Below are 14,675 nucleotides of genomic sequence, written 5' to 3' on the forward strand. Positions count from 1 at the left end.
TGGGAGTTCAATCACCACTCAGGTCAGCAATCGCCATCCCGAGACCGATATTTAACGAAACCAGAGCGATGGAGAAGACGAATAAATAAAGCATTATCGTGAACTCCACGGAGAGTTGAGCGACGTTTTCTGACGGCATATCGATCGCCCCGACAGCAAACACTTCTACTGGCGTGTACACTTCTTGCATCACGATCAGAGCTGTACCGATTATTCCTCCGAACGCTATCACCCACCAACTGCCACCGCTGTCTCCCTTCATTCCGAGAATACGGACGTGGTCTATTAGAAGGAACACACCGAACGAATATAGTAGGAATACCGAGATAGCATACAATCTGTTCGGTATAAGGAGGAAATACGACACGGATCCGATCACCGACCCTGTGATAGTTCCTAAGATTGCACTCCCCGTTCGATACATATCTATATACTGTCGTATAGGTCGCCGGGTTCTTCGAGACAACCCGCAGTGGCGGTTATGAGGCCGATCCGACCTGCTTCGAGCACCACGCGACGATTCATTCGAATTTCCTTTCGATAGTTACGTAAAGTGCTTTCTGCAGAGTCAAAGAGGATTGTGAGTCACCCTTCCTGCTCGATTGTCAGGGGTACTGAGCGGATTTTCCAGCGGTTTTCAGCATCGATAGAACCGGATTGCTGCGTCAAGCGGCTTCGTCAGCTGGCGGCCGAGGGCGCTGACCCCGTCCGCGGCACACTACCCCTCGAGTTCGGGGAAGAACCGCCCGTGGAAGCCGAATGGGAGGGCGTGCGGCAGCGGCGCTCGCGCTCGCTCGGTGAGCGTTTCCGCGTCGAAGACGAGCAGCATCGACCGCTCGCGGCGGGTGTCGAGCGCCGGCGCCAGGACGACGCCCTCGTCCTCGCGGTCGGTGTCGGGGTGGGGAACCATCCGGGGTTCCTCGACGTAGACGCCTCGCTCCCACCACTCGACGGCCGTCCCTCGCTCGAGGTCGACCTTCACGAGGCCGTTGGCGCCCTCGCGGTCGGTCGCCTGCGCGTAGGCGTAGCGGTACTCCCGGCCACGGACCGACTGCGGGACCGTCGGCAGTTCCAGGCCGCCGTCGTAGCGCCGCGAGCGCTCGACGCGGTCGGTTTCGAGACCGAGTCGGTAGCGGTCCAGCCGACCGGGAGGTGCCGCCGCGAAGGCGTCCCCCGAGAGGGTGTCGAACGACAGCGCGTCGACGATGCCGGCGTCCTCGAAGGCCACCAGGTCGACCACCAGGTCGTCGCCGTCCTCGAAGGCGTTGACGTGGTGGAAGACGAAGGCGGGCGGCCCCCGGCGCTCGGCGACGAGGTCGCCGGTGTCGCGGTCGACGACGAGAAAGCGGGTCTCCCGGTCGGCGTCGTACTCGAAGGCGTCGAAGATGCCGTCACCCCACGGCGAAAGCGCTCGCAGGATGGAGATGCGGAGCGGCGGTTCGACGAGGACGGCGTAGTTCTCGGTCAGGACGCAGTCGTGGACGTAGCCCGGGCCCTCGGCGTCGACGGCGGCGAACCGCTCGCGCCCGGCGCTGCCGAAGGGGACGCGGTAGAGGTGGTACTGCGGCGTCCGGCCGAACGTCGTCGAGTAGCCCACCGTCTCGCGGCGCACCGGGTCGACGGTGACGTGGGCCGTCGCCATGTGCTCGGGGACGTCGTCCGTCCAGCGGAACTCTCCGCGGGTCTCGAGCGTCACGGGATCGAAGGCGACCCGGCGCGGCGCCTCCGTCAGCGCGACGTAGTGGTCGCCGAACCGGGCGACGTGGACGTTGGCGTTGTCGGTCGACTCCGGCGGGCCGAGCGCGGCCAGCCACCGCCGGGCCTGTTCGAGGACGCCGCCGGTGGTGGCGAACTCGCCGGCCGTGCCGCCGTCCTCGGCGTCGGCGTAGGCGTCCGTCCGCAGGAACCGGTTCGTGTAGCGCACCTCGCCATCGTCGAACCCGTACCGGCGCAACATGGCGAGACCGTCGAACCAGTGGGTCGCCCGCTCGTCGCCGAACTCGAAGCTCCCGGGCCCGTTGCGTATCAGCGCCCCCGAGAGCCACCCGGGAATCGACCCATCGACGGGCAGTCGGTTGGCGTCGTACTCCTCGCTCTCGGAGAGCGACTGGAATCCGAGTTCGTAGGCGCGGTCGGTCCCCGCCACGTCAGCGCATGGGAACCGGCCCGCCGGGACCGGCCGCTGGCGACCGGTCGTCGGTCATCGAGAGGCCGCTGACCTTCTCGAAGACGGCCTCGGGGTCGTCGGACCACAGCCAGTGCCACCGCGTCCGCGCGACGAGTGCGAGTTTCCGGAGCGTCCCCAGCGAGGGCGTCGCCGTGACGGTGTCGTGGTCCCGCGCCCGGACGAGGCGGTGGTGGTCGACGTACAGCACCGCGGCGGTCAACACGGGCAACTGGCAGTCCTTCGGGAGGTACTTGATACCGGCGACGCCCTCCCGATAGAGACTCTCGGCGCGCCGGAGTTCGTGCTCGATGGCGTCGCCGAGTTCCTCGGTGAACCGCCGGGTCTCGATCGCTTCGGGTTCGGCGCCGTACGCCGAGAGCGTCTCCTGCGGCAGGTATATCCGGTCGCGGTCGACGATGTCCTCGCCGACGTCCCGGACGAAGTTCGTCAACTGGAAGGCCTCGCCCAGTTTGCGGGCGTGCGGGAGGGCGGTCTCGAGGTCGTCCGTCTCCATGATGGTGGTCATCATGACCCCGACGGCGGCGGCCGACCCACGCATGTACTCTTCGAGTTCCTCGTAGGTCTCGTAGCGGGATGTCTCGATGTCGGTCAGCATCGCGTCGATGAACACCTCGACCTCCTCGTCGGGGATACCGTACTCCTCGCGCACCTCGGAGAAGGCTGCCAGAACGGGGTCGTCGGTCGGTTCCCGGCCGAGGGCGGCGTCCCGAATCTCGAGTAGCCGCTCGCGCTGCTCGTCGGGCGACATCCCGCCCGGATCGTCGACCACCTCGTCGGCGACCCGGAAGAACGCATAGAGGACGTACGTCGGATGCCGAACCCGTTCGGGCAACAGCCGCGTCGCAAAGTAGAAGGTCTTCCCGGTCTGCCGATGGATAGACCTGCTTTCGGCGAGTTGGGTGTCGTCGACCATTCGGTTGCGTGTACGTAGGTGCCGATTCGTCTTATTTGTTTGTGAGTGGGAAAAGGAGGGACCGTCCGCAGGCGACGGTTTCGGCGGCCAGCGGGGGTCTCGTTCTCCACGGCGGCCATCGGCCGACGGTCTTCGAAGCGACCGAATCCGCGAGCGAGCCGTCATTCTCGAGGCGTTCGCCGCGGTCGGTGCGGCCGGGTCTCAGGCGATCTGGTCCTCGTACTCGGCGGGCGACAGAAGCGCATCGAGGTCGCCCTCCTCGGCGAGTTCGACCTCCAGCATCCAGCCGTCGCCGAAGGGCGCCTCGTTGACCAGTTCGGGTTCGTCGAACAGCGCCTCGTTGACGGCCGTCACCTCGCCTGACACCGGCGCGTACAGGTCCGAGACGGCCTTGATGGACTCGATGACGCCGAACTCGGCGTCCCGCTCGATTTCGTCGCCGACCGACGGGAGTTCGACGAAGACCACGTCGCCGAGTTCGTCCTGTGCGAAGTCCGTAATGCCGATGCGGACGGTGTCGCCGTCGGGTCGCGCCCACTCGTGGGTCTCCAGATACCGACAGTCGTCGGGAACCTCGAAGCTCATGGCTCGTGTATCTGCTGTGGGGAACGTAGTGCTTTCCACTTCGGCTTAGGTGTCGCCCACCTCGGCGTGAGCGAAGACGAACTCCCGGAGGAGTTTCGCCGCCAGCGAGGCCGCCTGTCCGTCGTCGCGGTCGTTCACCTCGACGACGTCGAAGCCGACGGCGTCGGGCGCGACCGCACGGACGACCCGACGCATCTCCCGGGGCCGGAGGCCGAACGGTTCCGGCGTCCCGGTTCCGGGCGCGAAGGCGGGGTCGGCGGCGTCGACGTCGACGCTGAGGTAGGCGTCGCCGTCGAACGAGGGCTCCCAGTCGGGGACGGCCTCGGGAGCGACGACCGTCACGTCGGTCTCGGCGGCGCGGTCCCACTCGGTCTCGCTGCCGGTCCGGGCGCCGAGCAGCACCGCCTCGTCGGCGACCCCGAGAGCGTGGTGGGTGACGGTGGCGTGGGAGAACTCGTCGCCGGCGTACGACTCGTAGCAGTCGAGGTGGGCGTCCAGACAGACGTAGACGTCCGGGTCGGCCGCCCGGAGGCCGGCGACGGTGACGGTGTGCTCGCCGCCGACGAGAAGCGGGAGTCGACCGGCCTCGTGGTGGTCACCGAGGCGGCCGGCGAGGAACTCGAGGTAGTCGGCGGCGTCGTTCCAGGGGTCGACGTCGCCGGCGTCGGCGACGAGATCCGAGAAGTGGCGGTCGGTGCGGTGGTCGTAATCGTCGAACGGGCGGGCGAACCGCCGGACGCGTTCCGGGCCGAACCGGGCGCCGGGACGGAAGGTAGTGGAGACGTCGAGCGGCGCGCCGACGACGGCGTAGCGGGCCGCCTCGGGGTCGGCACTCGCGCCGGGGAACTCGCCCATGCGACCTCAGACGACCTTGCGCTGGCCCTCGTACTCGAGGTACTCGATCTCGTCGTCGGGCGAGGGGTCCAGGTCCTCGGGGATGCGCATCGTGATGGTCTCGTAGGTCTCTAAGTCCATCACCTGCATGTCACCGCCGGAGACGGAGACGACCTGGCCCTGCTTGCGGTTGACGATGGGCACCCACACCTTCGCGTCGACCGGCTGGGTGAAGTTGCGCTTCTGGCCGTCGAAGACGCCCTGACCCTCGACGCGGGCCTTCGCGCTGCCGTGTTTTCCGGGCTTGGACGTGCTGTAGGAGGAGATCTTCGACGGAACGTCGTCGATCATCACGTAGTTGCCCTCCTGGAGGTCTCGGACCTCGGTCTGCTCTTTCGGCATACCCACCGGTTCCCGTCGGCGGAGTATAAACGGTTTGGAACCGTCCGGGCCGTCAGGCCGCGACGTAGCCGCCGTCGGCCCGTTCCGCGAGGCTGAGCACGACCGCCCACTCCAGCAGCCGCCGGACGCGCTCGCGCCAGACGCCCGCCTCGTCGGTGTGGCGGAGCCGTTCCCACTGCGGGACCCGGTCCTCGAGTCGCTCGAAGACCGCCTCGACGCCAATCGGTTCCTCGACGGCCGAAAGCACCGACAGCACCTCCTCGGCGAGGTAGACCCGCTCGCGGAACGCCCCCCGGAGCCGCTCGGGGTCGGCCTCGAGGGGGAGCCGCCGGTACTGGCCCTCCGTCTCCTCGACGAGTTCCAGCGCCCGGAGGAAGGTCAGCCACTCCTTGGCGGCGTCCTGGGCGGCCACGTCGGTCCGCCGCATCAGCCGCGCACAGCAGGACGTCTCCCCGTCGGGGACCAGCGGAACCGCCGCCTGCATCTCGGCGACGGACTCGACCGACGCCGCGGGCTCCGGGAGGACCTTGAACTTCACGGCGACAGGCCGAAACTCTCGGCCAGGAGCGCCTCGTCGGTCCCGCCGACCACCTCGACGCCCTCGCCCGCCACGTCGACGGTCACCTGCGCGGGCGCGAACACCTCGACCGGAACGTCGTAGAAGTCCCAGTCGTGTTCGGCGAAGACCTCGGCGAAGGTGGTCCCGTAAGCCTCGCCGACCGTCGAGGTGATTTCGCCGAAGCGGTCGAAGGCGGCGTCGACGGTGACGTGGACCTGCCCGCCGTACGCCAGGGCGTCGTTGGTGCGGGCCATCGCCGCCTCGTCGTCTTCGGCGACGGGCGCGACCGGCGCAGCGCCGGCGACCGACAGCACGTCGAGAGGGTCGTAGCCGAGTTCCGACAGCCGGAAGACCGCGAGTTCGGCGGCCCGACTCGCCAGCGCGACGCTGCCGGTGACGCTGGCCGTCGAGAACGTCGGCAGGAAGACGCTGGAGACGGGGACGCCGGTCATCTCGGCGACGTGTTCGGCGACCGCCTCGCCGGGCAACGCGTCGCTCTCGACGGCCAGCACCGCGAAGTCGGCGGCGTCCCGGTAGCCGACCCGCTGGAACTCCTCCTCCTCGGCGACCAGCGCGCGGGCGGGACCGCTGCCGAGTCCCTCGAAGCCCTCGACCGACAGCTCCCAGCCCGCCTTCTGGGCGCACAGAAGCGCCAGCGCGGGGTGGTCCGTCGTGGTCTCGACGTGGGTCAGCGGCGCGCCGGCCACCTCGTCGACGCCGGTCTGGACGGTCGCCAGCCCGCCCGTCTGTATCTCGGCGAGCAGGAGGCCGGCCTCGATGCCGCCGACCGCCTCGACGCCGAAGTCCAGCACGACGGCGCCGTTGTCGAGTTCGTGGACCTCGATGGCCAGTTCGTCAGCGAAGTCGATGGCCTCGTCGGCGAGTTCGACGGCCATCCGGTTGAGACTCTCCATACCCCGTTGTCGGGTGGTTCGGGTGAAAAGGGTTCGTGACTCCGGTGGGGTTGGAGGTCCTCAGTCGGAGCCGTCCGGGAGGTCGCCGGTCGGCGGCTCCGGCGGGTCGCCGCCGGGGGCCTCCGGGAGGCTACCGGTCGGGTCGTTCGTGTCGATGCCGATGACGCCGACCGTGCTGGAGGTGTTCGGCACCGCGACGAACGTCGTCTCGGGGTCGTCGGCCTCGGCGGCCGGGGCGGCCTCCGCGGGGCCGAACTGGTACTGACCGGAGTCGGCCAGCGTGTCCGGGGCCTCGACGAAGTAGGTGTAGGAGGTGGTCTCGCCGGTAGCGGCCGACGAATCGAAGTAGACGTACTTCGGGCCGCCATCGGTCGGCTGCTCGACGCGGTCGACGTCCTCGGAGAACTGCTCCAGCACCTCCCAGGCGCCGGGGACGACGTCGCGGACGACCGCCGCCTCGTCGGGGTCGGTTACCTCGACGGTCATCCGGTTGGTCTGGCCGGCGGTGAAGAGGGTCCCGTCGCCGGTCCGTGCCCCGCCCGAGACGGCGAAGCTCTCGCCCGTCGCGTCGAGTTCGACCGTGAGATCGAAGTGACTCTGGACGTCGTGACCGTTGACGACGCCGGGGACGTTCACCAGCTTTGCGACGACGACGTAGGTCTTCTCGCCGGACTCGGTCTCGGGGACGGTCACGGAGACCGAGGGCGCACCCGTGAGGCCCTGCCCGCGGGCGACGATGGTCGGCTCACCGCGGTCGGAGGGTGAGGCGGGGTCGTAGACGAACAGGTCGACGTGGGGGTCGCCCGCCGCCTTGCCCTTGTTGCCGCCCGAGAGGTGCGATAGATCGACGCTGACGGTCATCGAGCCGGTCGGCGCGGTGACGTAGCCCGCGGTCGCCCGGGAGTCCTCGGGGACGTACAGCCCGAGCGTCTCCTCGGTCGTCGAGGCGCCGGTCGTCGGGTCGTCGTCGCTGCCGGCGGTCAACTCCGGCGTCAGGTCGCGGGTGACGGCGTCGACGGCGGCGTCGGGGTTCACCCGGCCGAACCCCTCGAAGGGGTCGCGGCCACCGAAGTCGTAGGTGGGTGCCTTCGGCGGGTTCTGGGCGACGTGGTACGGCGCCGCCGTGAACACGGACTCGCTCGCCGTCGCAAGCAGGAGGGCCTTCAGCCGGTAGACGTCGCTCTCGGTCGTCTCGGCCGGTTCGGGCAGCGTGATGGCCTCGGGGCGCTCGCCACCGTCCGGGCGGCCGAACTCCATCGCCTCGGCGAGGAGACCGGCGACGCCGTTGACGTACGGCGACGACATCGAGGTCCCGGCCTTGTCGGTGTAGTCCCGCGGCGCGAACGGTTCGTCGGCGCCGGAATCCGGTCGCCCGTCGGCGTCGCCGTAGGTCTTCTCCGGCGAGCCGTTCTTCGCCGCTCGCGCGAGTTCGTAGTTCGACGGGATGGGGTAGCTGATGCCGACCGGCGGCTCCGGAACGGGGACGGCCGGCGGGTTCGTCGCCAGCCCGAGGGCGATGTTCGCCAGCGCGTCCGGTGAGATATCGCCGCCCGGCGCGGTGACGTCCGGCTTGGCGTAGACGGGGCTGGACTCCGAGGTCGGGTCGCTCTGCTCGTCGATCCCGCCGATGCCGCCCGAGGAGTACGTGGCGATGCCGTCGAACGGTCCCGTTGCGACGACGGAGATGGCCTCGTCGGCCGCCGCCGGCCCGCCGTTGCCGTTCGCGGGCGTGAAGAAATTCCCGGCGGAGGCACACACCAATATTCCGCCCTCGGTGATGCGGCGGACGTCCGCGCGAGTGCTGTCGAGCTGTTCGACCTGGCCCAGCGGCGCGCCAGCGAGCGGGCCCCACGACATGTTGACCGAGCGGATGTTGAACGCCTCCTTGAACGCCTCGGCGTGGGTGCCGAGGTCGGCAGTCGGGGTGCCGAGTCCCTGGAGACCGACCACGCCGGCGTTGGGCGCGACGCCGGGGTGCAGCGCCGTCTCGGCGTCGTCGCTGGCGGCGGCCGCCTCGCCGGTGGCCTCGGCCGGCAGTTTCGTGGTGCCGACGGCGATGCGTTCGAGGGTGCCAGCCGTCGGGTTGCCGGCCTGTGCCTGCTCGCCCACCCCCTCGACGACGGTGTCCGTCTCGCGCGGCCGCACCTGGACGGTGTAGGTGCCGTCCTCCTCGATGGGGTGCTCGAGGATGATGGAGTCCTTCCGGACCGGCGACTGGTCGAGTTCCTGGCCGTCCTCGTCGATGATGTAGAGGTTGATGTTGGAGCCGAACGCCGAGGCCCAGACGCTCCGTCCGGCGCTCGCCTCGACCTCGTACTCGCGGAAGTCGCCCGGCAAAAGCGTCGCGTTCTCCTCGTGGACGGTCGACTCCTCGAGGGTGCTGGCCCGGCCGGAGCCGGCCATGATGGAGGAGACGTGCGTTCCGTGGCCGTTCTGGTCCCGCGGCTTGTCGAAGGAGCCGTAGCGGCTGCCGGCGTCGTACCAGCCGAACGTCTTGTGCGAGAGGTCCGCGAAGGGGTCGACGTCGGTGACGTCGGCGGTGCTCGTCTCGGTGCCGGCGTCCGCCGAGACCGCCTCGACGTACGTCGCCTCGACGGTGTACTGGCCGGCGACGGAGGCGTACAGTTCGATGACGAACTGGTACTCCTCGCCCTCGGTGACGTCGACGAGTAGCTCCTCGGGGTTGTTCGCGGAGGCGACGCGGCCGACCTCCGTCCGCTCGTCGGTCACGTTGTCGATGCGGAACTCCAGGTCGTTGCCCGGCGGCGTCCACGACAGCGAGGCGTCCAGCTTGCTCGTCGTCTTCGCGGTGAACGTCGCGCCCCGGACCTCGCTGAGTTGCTGGTTCGGCGCGACGAAGGCGCCGGGCGTGAACGTCCCGCTGTCCGATTCGGTGAGCGGCTCGCCGTCCGGTCCGGTGACGGGTTCGAACTCGGGGACTGCGCCGCCGCCTCCGTCGCTGCCATCGTCGCCCCGGACGAGCGAGAACTCGCCGTCCTCGATCTCGGCGCGAACGCCGTTCCAGGGACCGAGGTCGGGGTGGCGCCCCTCGACGCCGGAATCGGTCAGTGCGAGCGTCCGGTCCCGTCGGCCGCGGAAGCCGCGGTCCCAGACCTTCCGGGCCTCGACGGCCCGCCAGTTGAGGAACCGTTCGTCCAGTCCGCCGGCCGTCTCGGCGCCCAGCGCCGGATCGGCGGCGGCAGCTATCGCGGTCGCTCCGACACCCTTGAGGAAGGTGCGTCGTGACAACTTCGAGTCGTCGGTCATGCCGTTACCGGACGGACGGCGTTTACGGATATGAACGTTCTAACAACGCCGTCGAAACGATTGCGTGCGACCCGATCCGAGCGCCTCGCAGTCGTCCACCGACCGGGGTAATAAATGACCGTGCATGCCCGGAAGAAGCGTGATACAGACACAGTCGAAGAGCCAACCATCGGTGGCGCAAATGGGAACCCGAACGAGAACAGTCGCAATCGGGCTGGTGGTGGTCGTTGCCCTCCTGGCCGGGCCGCTCGTGGGAACGGCGGCCGCCTGGGACGGGAACGACGATTGGGCCGACGACGATTCGTCCGGGGACGACGGACGCTTCGGGAACCACTCGGAGGAGAATCGGACGGTCTCGGGAGCCGTCGACGTGGTACGTGACACCGTCGATACCGCCTCCGAGCGGACCGTCGAGTCCGTGGACGCCGTCGGCATCTCCGTTGACGGAACCGAATCCGAGAGTGGCGGCGAAACGACCGACCGAAGTGAGAGCCGAGAGGAGACGGCGGCACTGGAGGTGGAAGTCGGTGATTCGCGCTCGGTCACGGACCGCAAAACGGGGTCGAACCGACTGTCCGCTCCGGTCCGTCTGACCGTTCTGGCCCGGCTCCCCGAGGCCGACCTGCGGGACGTCCCCGTCGTCCTCCGGCCGGATTCCTTCGATCGGCGGTCCCCGAGCGTGGACCCGACCTCGCCCGACCTCGAGAGTCCGGAGTCGGCCGCGCCGGTCGCGCCGACCGCGCCGGCCGAGATGGGGCCGTCTGTCGCGGACGAGAGCACCGGCGGCTCCCAGGACGGGCTCTCCCGGGAGGCCTCACGACCGGATCGGACGGCGGCCGACAGCGAGGCCCGTCCGGAGGCCGACGCCTCCGAACCTGCCGGTAGCGGCTCCATCGGGACGACCGAGAATTCGCCGACGTTGATCGGATCGCTGGCGCCGTTCGCCGGGGTTCCGATCCCGGACGCGGTACTGCCGGTGGGGGCTCTGGTCGTCGTCGTCCTCCTCAAGCCGCTTGCGAGCGCCCTCTCGGCGGCCGCGGCCGTCCTCGCCGACTGGGGAGGTCGGCTAGCGGTCGCGTTCCGGTTCGGCAACGACGGCAAGGATCCCCTGGAGCACGACCTCCGGGCACGGATGAAGCGGTGGATCGAGAACTCGCCGGGGATCACACTGACCGAGCTGTCGGAGCGTTCGGACGCGTCGCTTTCGACCGTCCGACACCACGCCCGGGTCCTCGAGCGCGAGCGACTCGTCAGGTCGGACAAGATACGCGGCAACCGTCGGTTCTTCCCGCACGGCGTGGAGAACGAGGAGCTGGTGGCGGCGCTCGAAGACGAGATGCCCGGCACCATCATCGAGGAGCTCCGCGACTGCGGGACGGCGACGGTCGGTGACCTGGTCGAGGCGGTCGACAGGAGCTACAGCACGGTGTCGTACCACCTCGAGCGACTCTCCGAGGACGGTATCGTCGTCCAGACGAAGGAGGGGTCGACGAAGGTCAGCCAGCTCGCACCGTGGGTCCGGACGAGTCTCGACGTCGACGCGGGCGAGGCGGCGGCCGACGCCGGCCACGAGGTCGGCGCCGACTGAAGCGCCCGACAGCGGTCCCGTCCGTCCGTCCGTCCGGCTCGACGCCGACTCCCACCGGTCGACCGACGCCTATTTGCTGGCGCCGCCACTCTCGGCGTCCATGAGCCTCAAGCGCGCCGTCGCGGCCCCCTTCCGGGAGGAGGGAGCCAGCGAGATGGGCGAGAGCGCGTTCGTGGTCGCTCTCTCCCTGGACCGCGACTGGTTCTCGCCGGACCAGGCCAAGCGCCTGGTCGACGTCGCCGCCAGCGAGGGGCTGCTCGAGCGCGGGGACGGCCAGGTGCGGGCCGCCTTCGACCCCGGCGAGGTCGACGTTCCGGAGGGGTTCGCTCCCGGCGAGTCCATCCTCCAGGCGCGCTCGACGTTCGAGCGAGTGCTCGACGAACTGGTCGAGGCGGGCCACGAGAAACAGGAGGCCGTCGCCGCCGTCAACGGCCTGCAGTCGGAACTGGCCGTCACCGTCGAGGCGGCGGCCGTCCTCTACGCACACCGGCAGGGTATCGACGTCCAGGAACACGCCGAAGCCGCCCGCTCGGAGCTGTAATGGTCGACGAGGAACTCGGAGACGGCGAACGCATCGCGCGGCTGCTCTCCTCGGAGGTTCACGGCCACGAGCGGGGCGTCCTCGGTCGGCTGTCGGTCGTCGACGCCCGCGACGACGTCGAGCAGACCGAGGCCGGCACCTTCGCCTACGCGGTCGAAATCGAGGACGGCCGCCGACTCGCGGAAGCGTACGTCCACCCCGACCGGGCCCACATCGAGTTCCTCGTCGGCGTCCAGCGGGCCGCCGACGCGGGCCACGGTGAGGGCCTCCGCGTCCGGCCGAAGGCGGTCGCCCCGCCGCGGACGCTCGTCTTCGTCGAGAACGGTGCCGAGGTAAAGCCCGCGCTACGCGTCGTCCGCGCCGTCGCCGAGGCGCTCGAGGAGTCCGGGTAGCGACCGCAACGCCGAGCGCTCGACGGTGGCGGCCGCGAGCGGGTGGACCGCGGGTCCGCCGTCGTAGACCACCTGCACGGGCGTCATCCCGGCCGTCGCTGCGCCGGCGACGTCGCGGTCGGGGTCGTCGCCGACGTAGGCGACCGTCGAGGCCGAGACGCCGAGGGCGTCGGCCAGCGCGACGAAACCCCCCGGTTCGGGTTTCGGCGCGTCGATGCCGCCCGTGACGACGACGGCGTCGAAGGCGTCGCCCCACCCCAGTCGCCCGAGTTTGTCCCGCTGGGTCCGCTCGGGACCGTCGGTCAGGAGACCGACCCGGTAGCGCTCGCGGAGGGTCGCCAGGACGTCCGCCGCGCCCTCGACCGGCTCCATGGCCTCGCCGACGGCCTCGCGGTAGGCGCGGGTGAGCGCGCCGGCGTCCGCCCGCTCGTCGAGGAGCGCCTCGAACACCGGCCGGCGGCTCTCGGAGCCGCTGTGCTCGCGGTGGGCCTCGAGGTAGGCGTCCCGGTCGAGGCCGGCGTCGACGTCCGCGCTGGCCGTCGCGTCCTCCAGCAGCGTCGCACGGTCGCGGCTCGTCACCGCGAGCGTGTCGTCGAGGTCGAACGCGACGGCCTGGAACACGGTCACGGATTGGAGCCTGTGGGGTATAGCTTCTGCGGGCCGTCGAGCGGCAGCGTTTTGGTGGCCGCCCGAGCATCGCCGCCGATGAGCTTCTTCGACGACCTCCGGGACCGCATCGCGGCCGTCGACAGCGTCGTCTCTGTCGGCCTGGATCCCGACCGCGACCGACTCCCCGAGTTCCTCGACGGCGACCTCCCGCGGTGGCAGTTCAACCGCCGAATCATCGACGCGACCCACGAACACGCCGCCTGCTTCAAGCCCAACGCCGCCTTCTACGAGGACCCCGACGGCTGGCGCGCGCTGGAAGAGACCGTCGCCTACGCCCACGGGAAGGGCGTTCCCGTCCTGCTGGACGCGAAGCGAGGCGACATCGGCAACACCGCCCGCCAGTACGCCGACCTGCTGGACGACGACGGCCTCGGCGTCGACGCCATGACGGTGAACCCCTACATGGGCAGAGACACCCTGGAGCCGTACCTCTCGATGCCGGAGAAGGGCGTCATCGTGCTGTGTCGGACCTCCAACCCCGGCGGCGCCGACTTCCAGAACCTCGAGGTCGGCAACGGCAAGCCGCTCTACGAGTACGTCGCCCAGCGCGCCGCCGAGTGGAACGAGCACGACAACGTCGGCCTCGTCGTCGGGGCGACGGCGCCCGAAGAACTCGAGGCGGTCCGGGAACTCGTCGATTTGCCCTTCCTCGTGCCGGGCGTCGGCGCCCAGGGGGGCGACGCCGAGGCCGCAATCGAGTACGGTCTCGCCGACGGCGTCGGCCTGGTCAACTCCTCGCGGGGCGTCATCTTCGCCGGCGAGGGGGCCGACGACGAGGCTGCCTACTTCCGGGCGGCCGGCGATGCCGCGAAGAAACTGAAGCGGCGGCTGAACCGGTATCGGTAGGACGGAGCGGCCGACCAGCATCCGCGAGCGCGCCGCGGGCGCGCTCGCGGTTCCCGGCGATGAGGCGCCGAAGGCGCCGAATCGCCGTAGCGCGCGCGGACTGGAGCGAGCGAAGCGAGCGAAAGGAGCACGCGCGCATATTTTCCCCACGTTTTTGCCGGCGCGGCGAAGCCGCGACGTGCAAAAAGTGGGGGTCCTAGAACCGATACTCGTCGACGCCGTCGGGGTAGTCGCGCTCCTCGCGCTCGTCGGCCGGCACGTCACGGAGGTCGGCCAGACAGTCCGTACAGAGCCCAGTCTCGGTGTCGTAGTGTTTCGCACAGACGAGCCGTCCACAGCGGTCACAGCTGTCCTCGACGGTGGCCGCCTCACAGATTTCACAGAGCCCCGCGACGCTCATACCGGACGTTGTGTCCGCAGGCTGATAAAGCCGGAGGCTTACGTGGGTGTGGCCCCTAGAGCGGCCGTGCAGCAAGACCGGCTCCTCGTCGGCCTCACGTTCGTCTTCGCGGCGATGACCGCGACGGTCCTTTTGATCGCGGTCGCGGCCTTCGAGCCCGTCCTGTTCGTCCTCGCGGTCCCGCTGGGAGCGGCGACGGCCCTCTTCTGGTACCAGTCATCCGGAAAGCTCCGCGAGCGGGTCGCCCGGAGCAGGCGCCGCGGGACCGCCGACGGACCGGGCGGCGGGTTCGGCGCCGGCGCCCGCCGGGAGGCGCGCCGCGACCGGGAGCGGGCCCGTCGGGGGCAACGCCAGCGTCGGGGACGACGGCAGCGTGGACCCGCCGGCCGTCAGGCCGCGACCGGTCTCAGCCCCGCCGAGGCCTACCGGCGACTCGACCTCGACCCCGGCGCCGACGAGAGCGACGTGAAACGGGCCTATCGGCGGAAGGTCAAGGACGTCCACCCGGACCGCGGCGGCGACGAGGAGGAGTTCAAGCGCGTGACCGAGGCCTACGAGACGCTCGTCGGCTGAACGG

The 14,675-nt window shown here is 69.7% G+C and carries 16 protein-coding genes; 5 read left to right on the forward strand and 11 right to left on the reverse strand.

The window, feature by feature from the left end:
• Window positions 1-7 precede the first annotated feature (7 nt).
• From NLF94_RS06935 to NLF94_RS06975, 9 genes are all read right to left on the reverse strand, one after another.
• A complete protein-coding gene (locus NLF94_RS06935) occupies window positions 8-262 on the reverse strand; it encodes a hypothetical protein (RefSeq protein ID WP_254840733.1) in 255 nt (84 codons plus the stop codon).
• 456 nt (window positions 263-718) lie between these two features.
• Window positions 719-2,146 carry a carotenoid oxygenase family protein gene (locus NLF94_RS06940; protein WP_254840734.1) on the reverse strand — a complete coding sequence of 476 codons (1,428 nt, stop codon included), beginning with the start codon at window positions 2,144-2,146 and terminating at the stop codon, window positions 719-721.
• A gap of 1 nt (window position 2,147) precedes the next feature.
• Complete coding sequence (locus NLF94_RS06945; protein WP_254840735.1) at window positions 2,148-3,101, reverse strand: phytoene/squalene synthase family protein; 954 nt, start codon at window positions 3,099-3,101, stop codon at window positions 2,148-2,150.
• Window positions 3,102-3,302: 201 nt separating this feature from the next.
• On the reverse strand, window positions 3,303-3,686 hold the full coding sequence (gene gcvH, locus NLF94_RS06950) for a glycine cleavage system protein GcvH (protein WP_254840736.1): 384 nt from the start codon (window positions 3,684-3,686) through the stop codon (window positions 3,303-3,305).
• Between the two features lie 45 nt (window positions 3,687-3,731).
• The gene (locus NLF94_RS06955; RefSeq protein WP_254840737.1) at window positions 3,732-4,541 is read right to left on the reverse strand and encodes an arginase family protein; all 810 of its coding nucleotides are present in this window, start codon (window positions 4,539-4,541) and stop codon (window positions 3,732-3,734) included.
• 6 nt (window positions 4,542-4,547) lie between these two features.
• A complete protein-coding gene (locus NLF94_RS06960; protein ID WP_254840738.1) occupies window positions 4,548-4,922 on the reverse strand; it encodes a translation initiation factor IF-5A in 375 nt (124 codons plus the stop codon).
• A 52-nt stretch (window positions 4,923-4,974) separates the two neighbouring features.
• Window positions 4,975-5,460, reverse strand: a complete 486-nt coding sequence (locus NLF94_RS06965) for a double winged helix-containing putative transcriptional regulator (RefSeq protein WP_254840739.1) — start codon at window positions 5,458-5,460, stop codon at window positions 4,975-4,977.
• Window positions 5,457-6,395, reverse strand: a complete 939-nt coding sequence (mch, locus tag NLF94_RS06970; RefSeq protein ID WP_254840740.1) for a methenyltetrahydromethanopterin cyclohydrolase — start codon at window positions 6,393-6,395, stop codon at window positions 5,457-5,459. The genes NLF94_RS06965 and mch overlap by 4 nt, the downstream gene beginning before the upstream one ends.
• 60 nt (window positions 6,396-6,455) lie before the next feature.
• Window positions 6,456-9,662 (reverse strand): S8 family serine peptidase, encoded by a 3,207-nt coding sequence (locus NLF94_RS06975; protein ID WP_254840741.1) that lies wholly within the window; start codon window positions 9,660-9,662, stop codon window positions 6,456-6,458.
• A gap of 181 nt (window positions 9,663-9,843) precedes the next feature.
• On the opposite strand from NLF94_RS06975, the gene NLF94_RS06980 reads away from it, so the two are divergent.
• From NLF94_RS06980 to NLF94_RS06990, 3 genes are all read left to right on the forward strand, one after another.
• Window positions 9,844-11,250: a winged helix-turn-helix transcriptional regulator gene (locus NLF94_RS06980; protein ID WP_254840742.1), complete on the forward strand. Its 1,407-nt coding sequence runs from the start codon at window positions 9,844-9,846 to the stop codon at window positions 11,248-11,250.
• Between the two features lie 100 nt (window positions 11,251-11,350).
• Window positions 11,351-11,791, forward strand: a complete 441-nt coding sequence (locus tag NLF94_RS06985; RefSeq protein WP_254840743.1) for a DUF2240 family protein — start codon at window positions 11,351-11,353, stop codon at window positions 11,789-11,791.
• Complete coding sequence (locus tag NLF94_RS06990; protein WP_254840744.1) at window positions 11,791-12,183, forward strand: DUF7993 family protein; 393 nt, start codon at window positions 11,791-11,793, stop codon at window positions 12,181-12,183. The genes NLF94_RS06985 and NLF94_RS06990 overlap by 1 nt, the downstream gene beginning before the upstream one ends.
• Here the strand turns inward: NLF94_RS06990 and NLF94_RS06995 are convergent.
• Complete coding sequence (locus NLF94_RS06995; RefSeq protein ID WP_350355848.1) at window positions 12,136-12,804, reverse strand: HAD family hydrolase; 669 nt, start codon at window positions 12,802-12,804, stop codon at window positions 12,136-12,138. The two genes, NLF94_RS06990 and NLF94_RS06995, sit on opposite strands and share 48 nt — an antisense overlap.
• An 84-nt stretch (window positions 12,805-12,888) precedes the next feature.
• Between NLF94_RS06995 and pyrF the strand changes: the two genes are divergently transcribed.
• Window positions 12,889-13,698: an orotidine-5'-phosphate decarboxylase gene (gene pyrF, locus NLF94_RS07000; RefSeq protein ID WP_254840746.1), complete on the forward strand. Its 810-nt coding sequence runs from the start codon at window positions 12,889-12,891 to the stop codon at window positions 13,696-13,698.
• 196 nt (window positions 13,699-13,894) lie between these two features.
• Here pyrF and NLF94_RS07005 read toward each other — a convergent pair whose 3' ends face one another.
• Window positions 13,895-14,098 (reverse strand): hypothetical protein, encoded by a 204-nt coding sequence (locus NLF94_RS07005; protein ID WP_254840747.1) that lies wholly within the window; start codon window positions 14,096-14,098, stop codon window positions 13,895-13,897.
• Between the two features lie 66 nt (window positions 14,099-14,164).
• On the opposite strand from NLF94_RS07005, the gene NLF94_RS07010 reads away from it, so the two are divergent.
• A complete protein-coding gene (locus NLF94_RS07010) occupies window positions 14,165-14,671 on the forward strand; it encodes a J domain-containing protein (RefSeq protein WP_254840748.1) in 507 nt (168 codons plus the stop codon).
• Window positions 14,672-14,675: the final 4 nt, after the last annotated feature.

This window comes from Natronomonas marina (assembly GCF_024298905.1).
Lineage (GTDB): Archaea > Halobacteriota > Halobacteria > Halobacteriales > Haloarculaceae > Natronomonas > Natronomonas marina.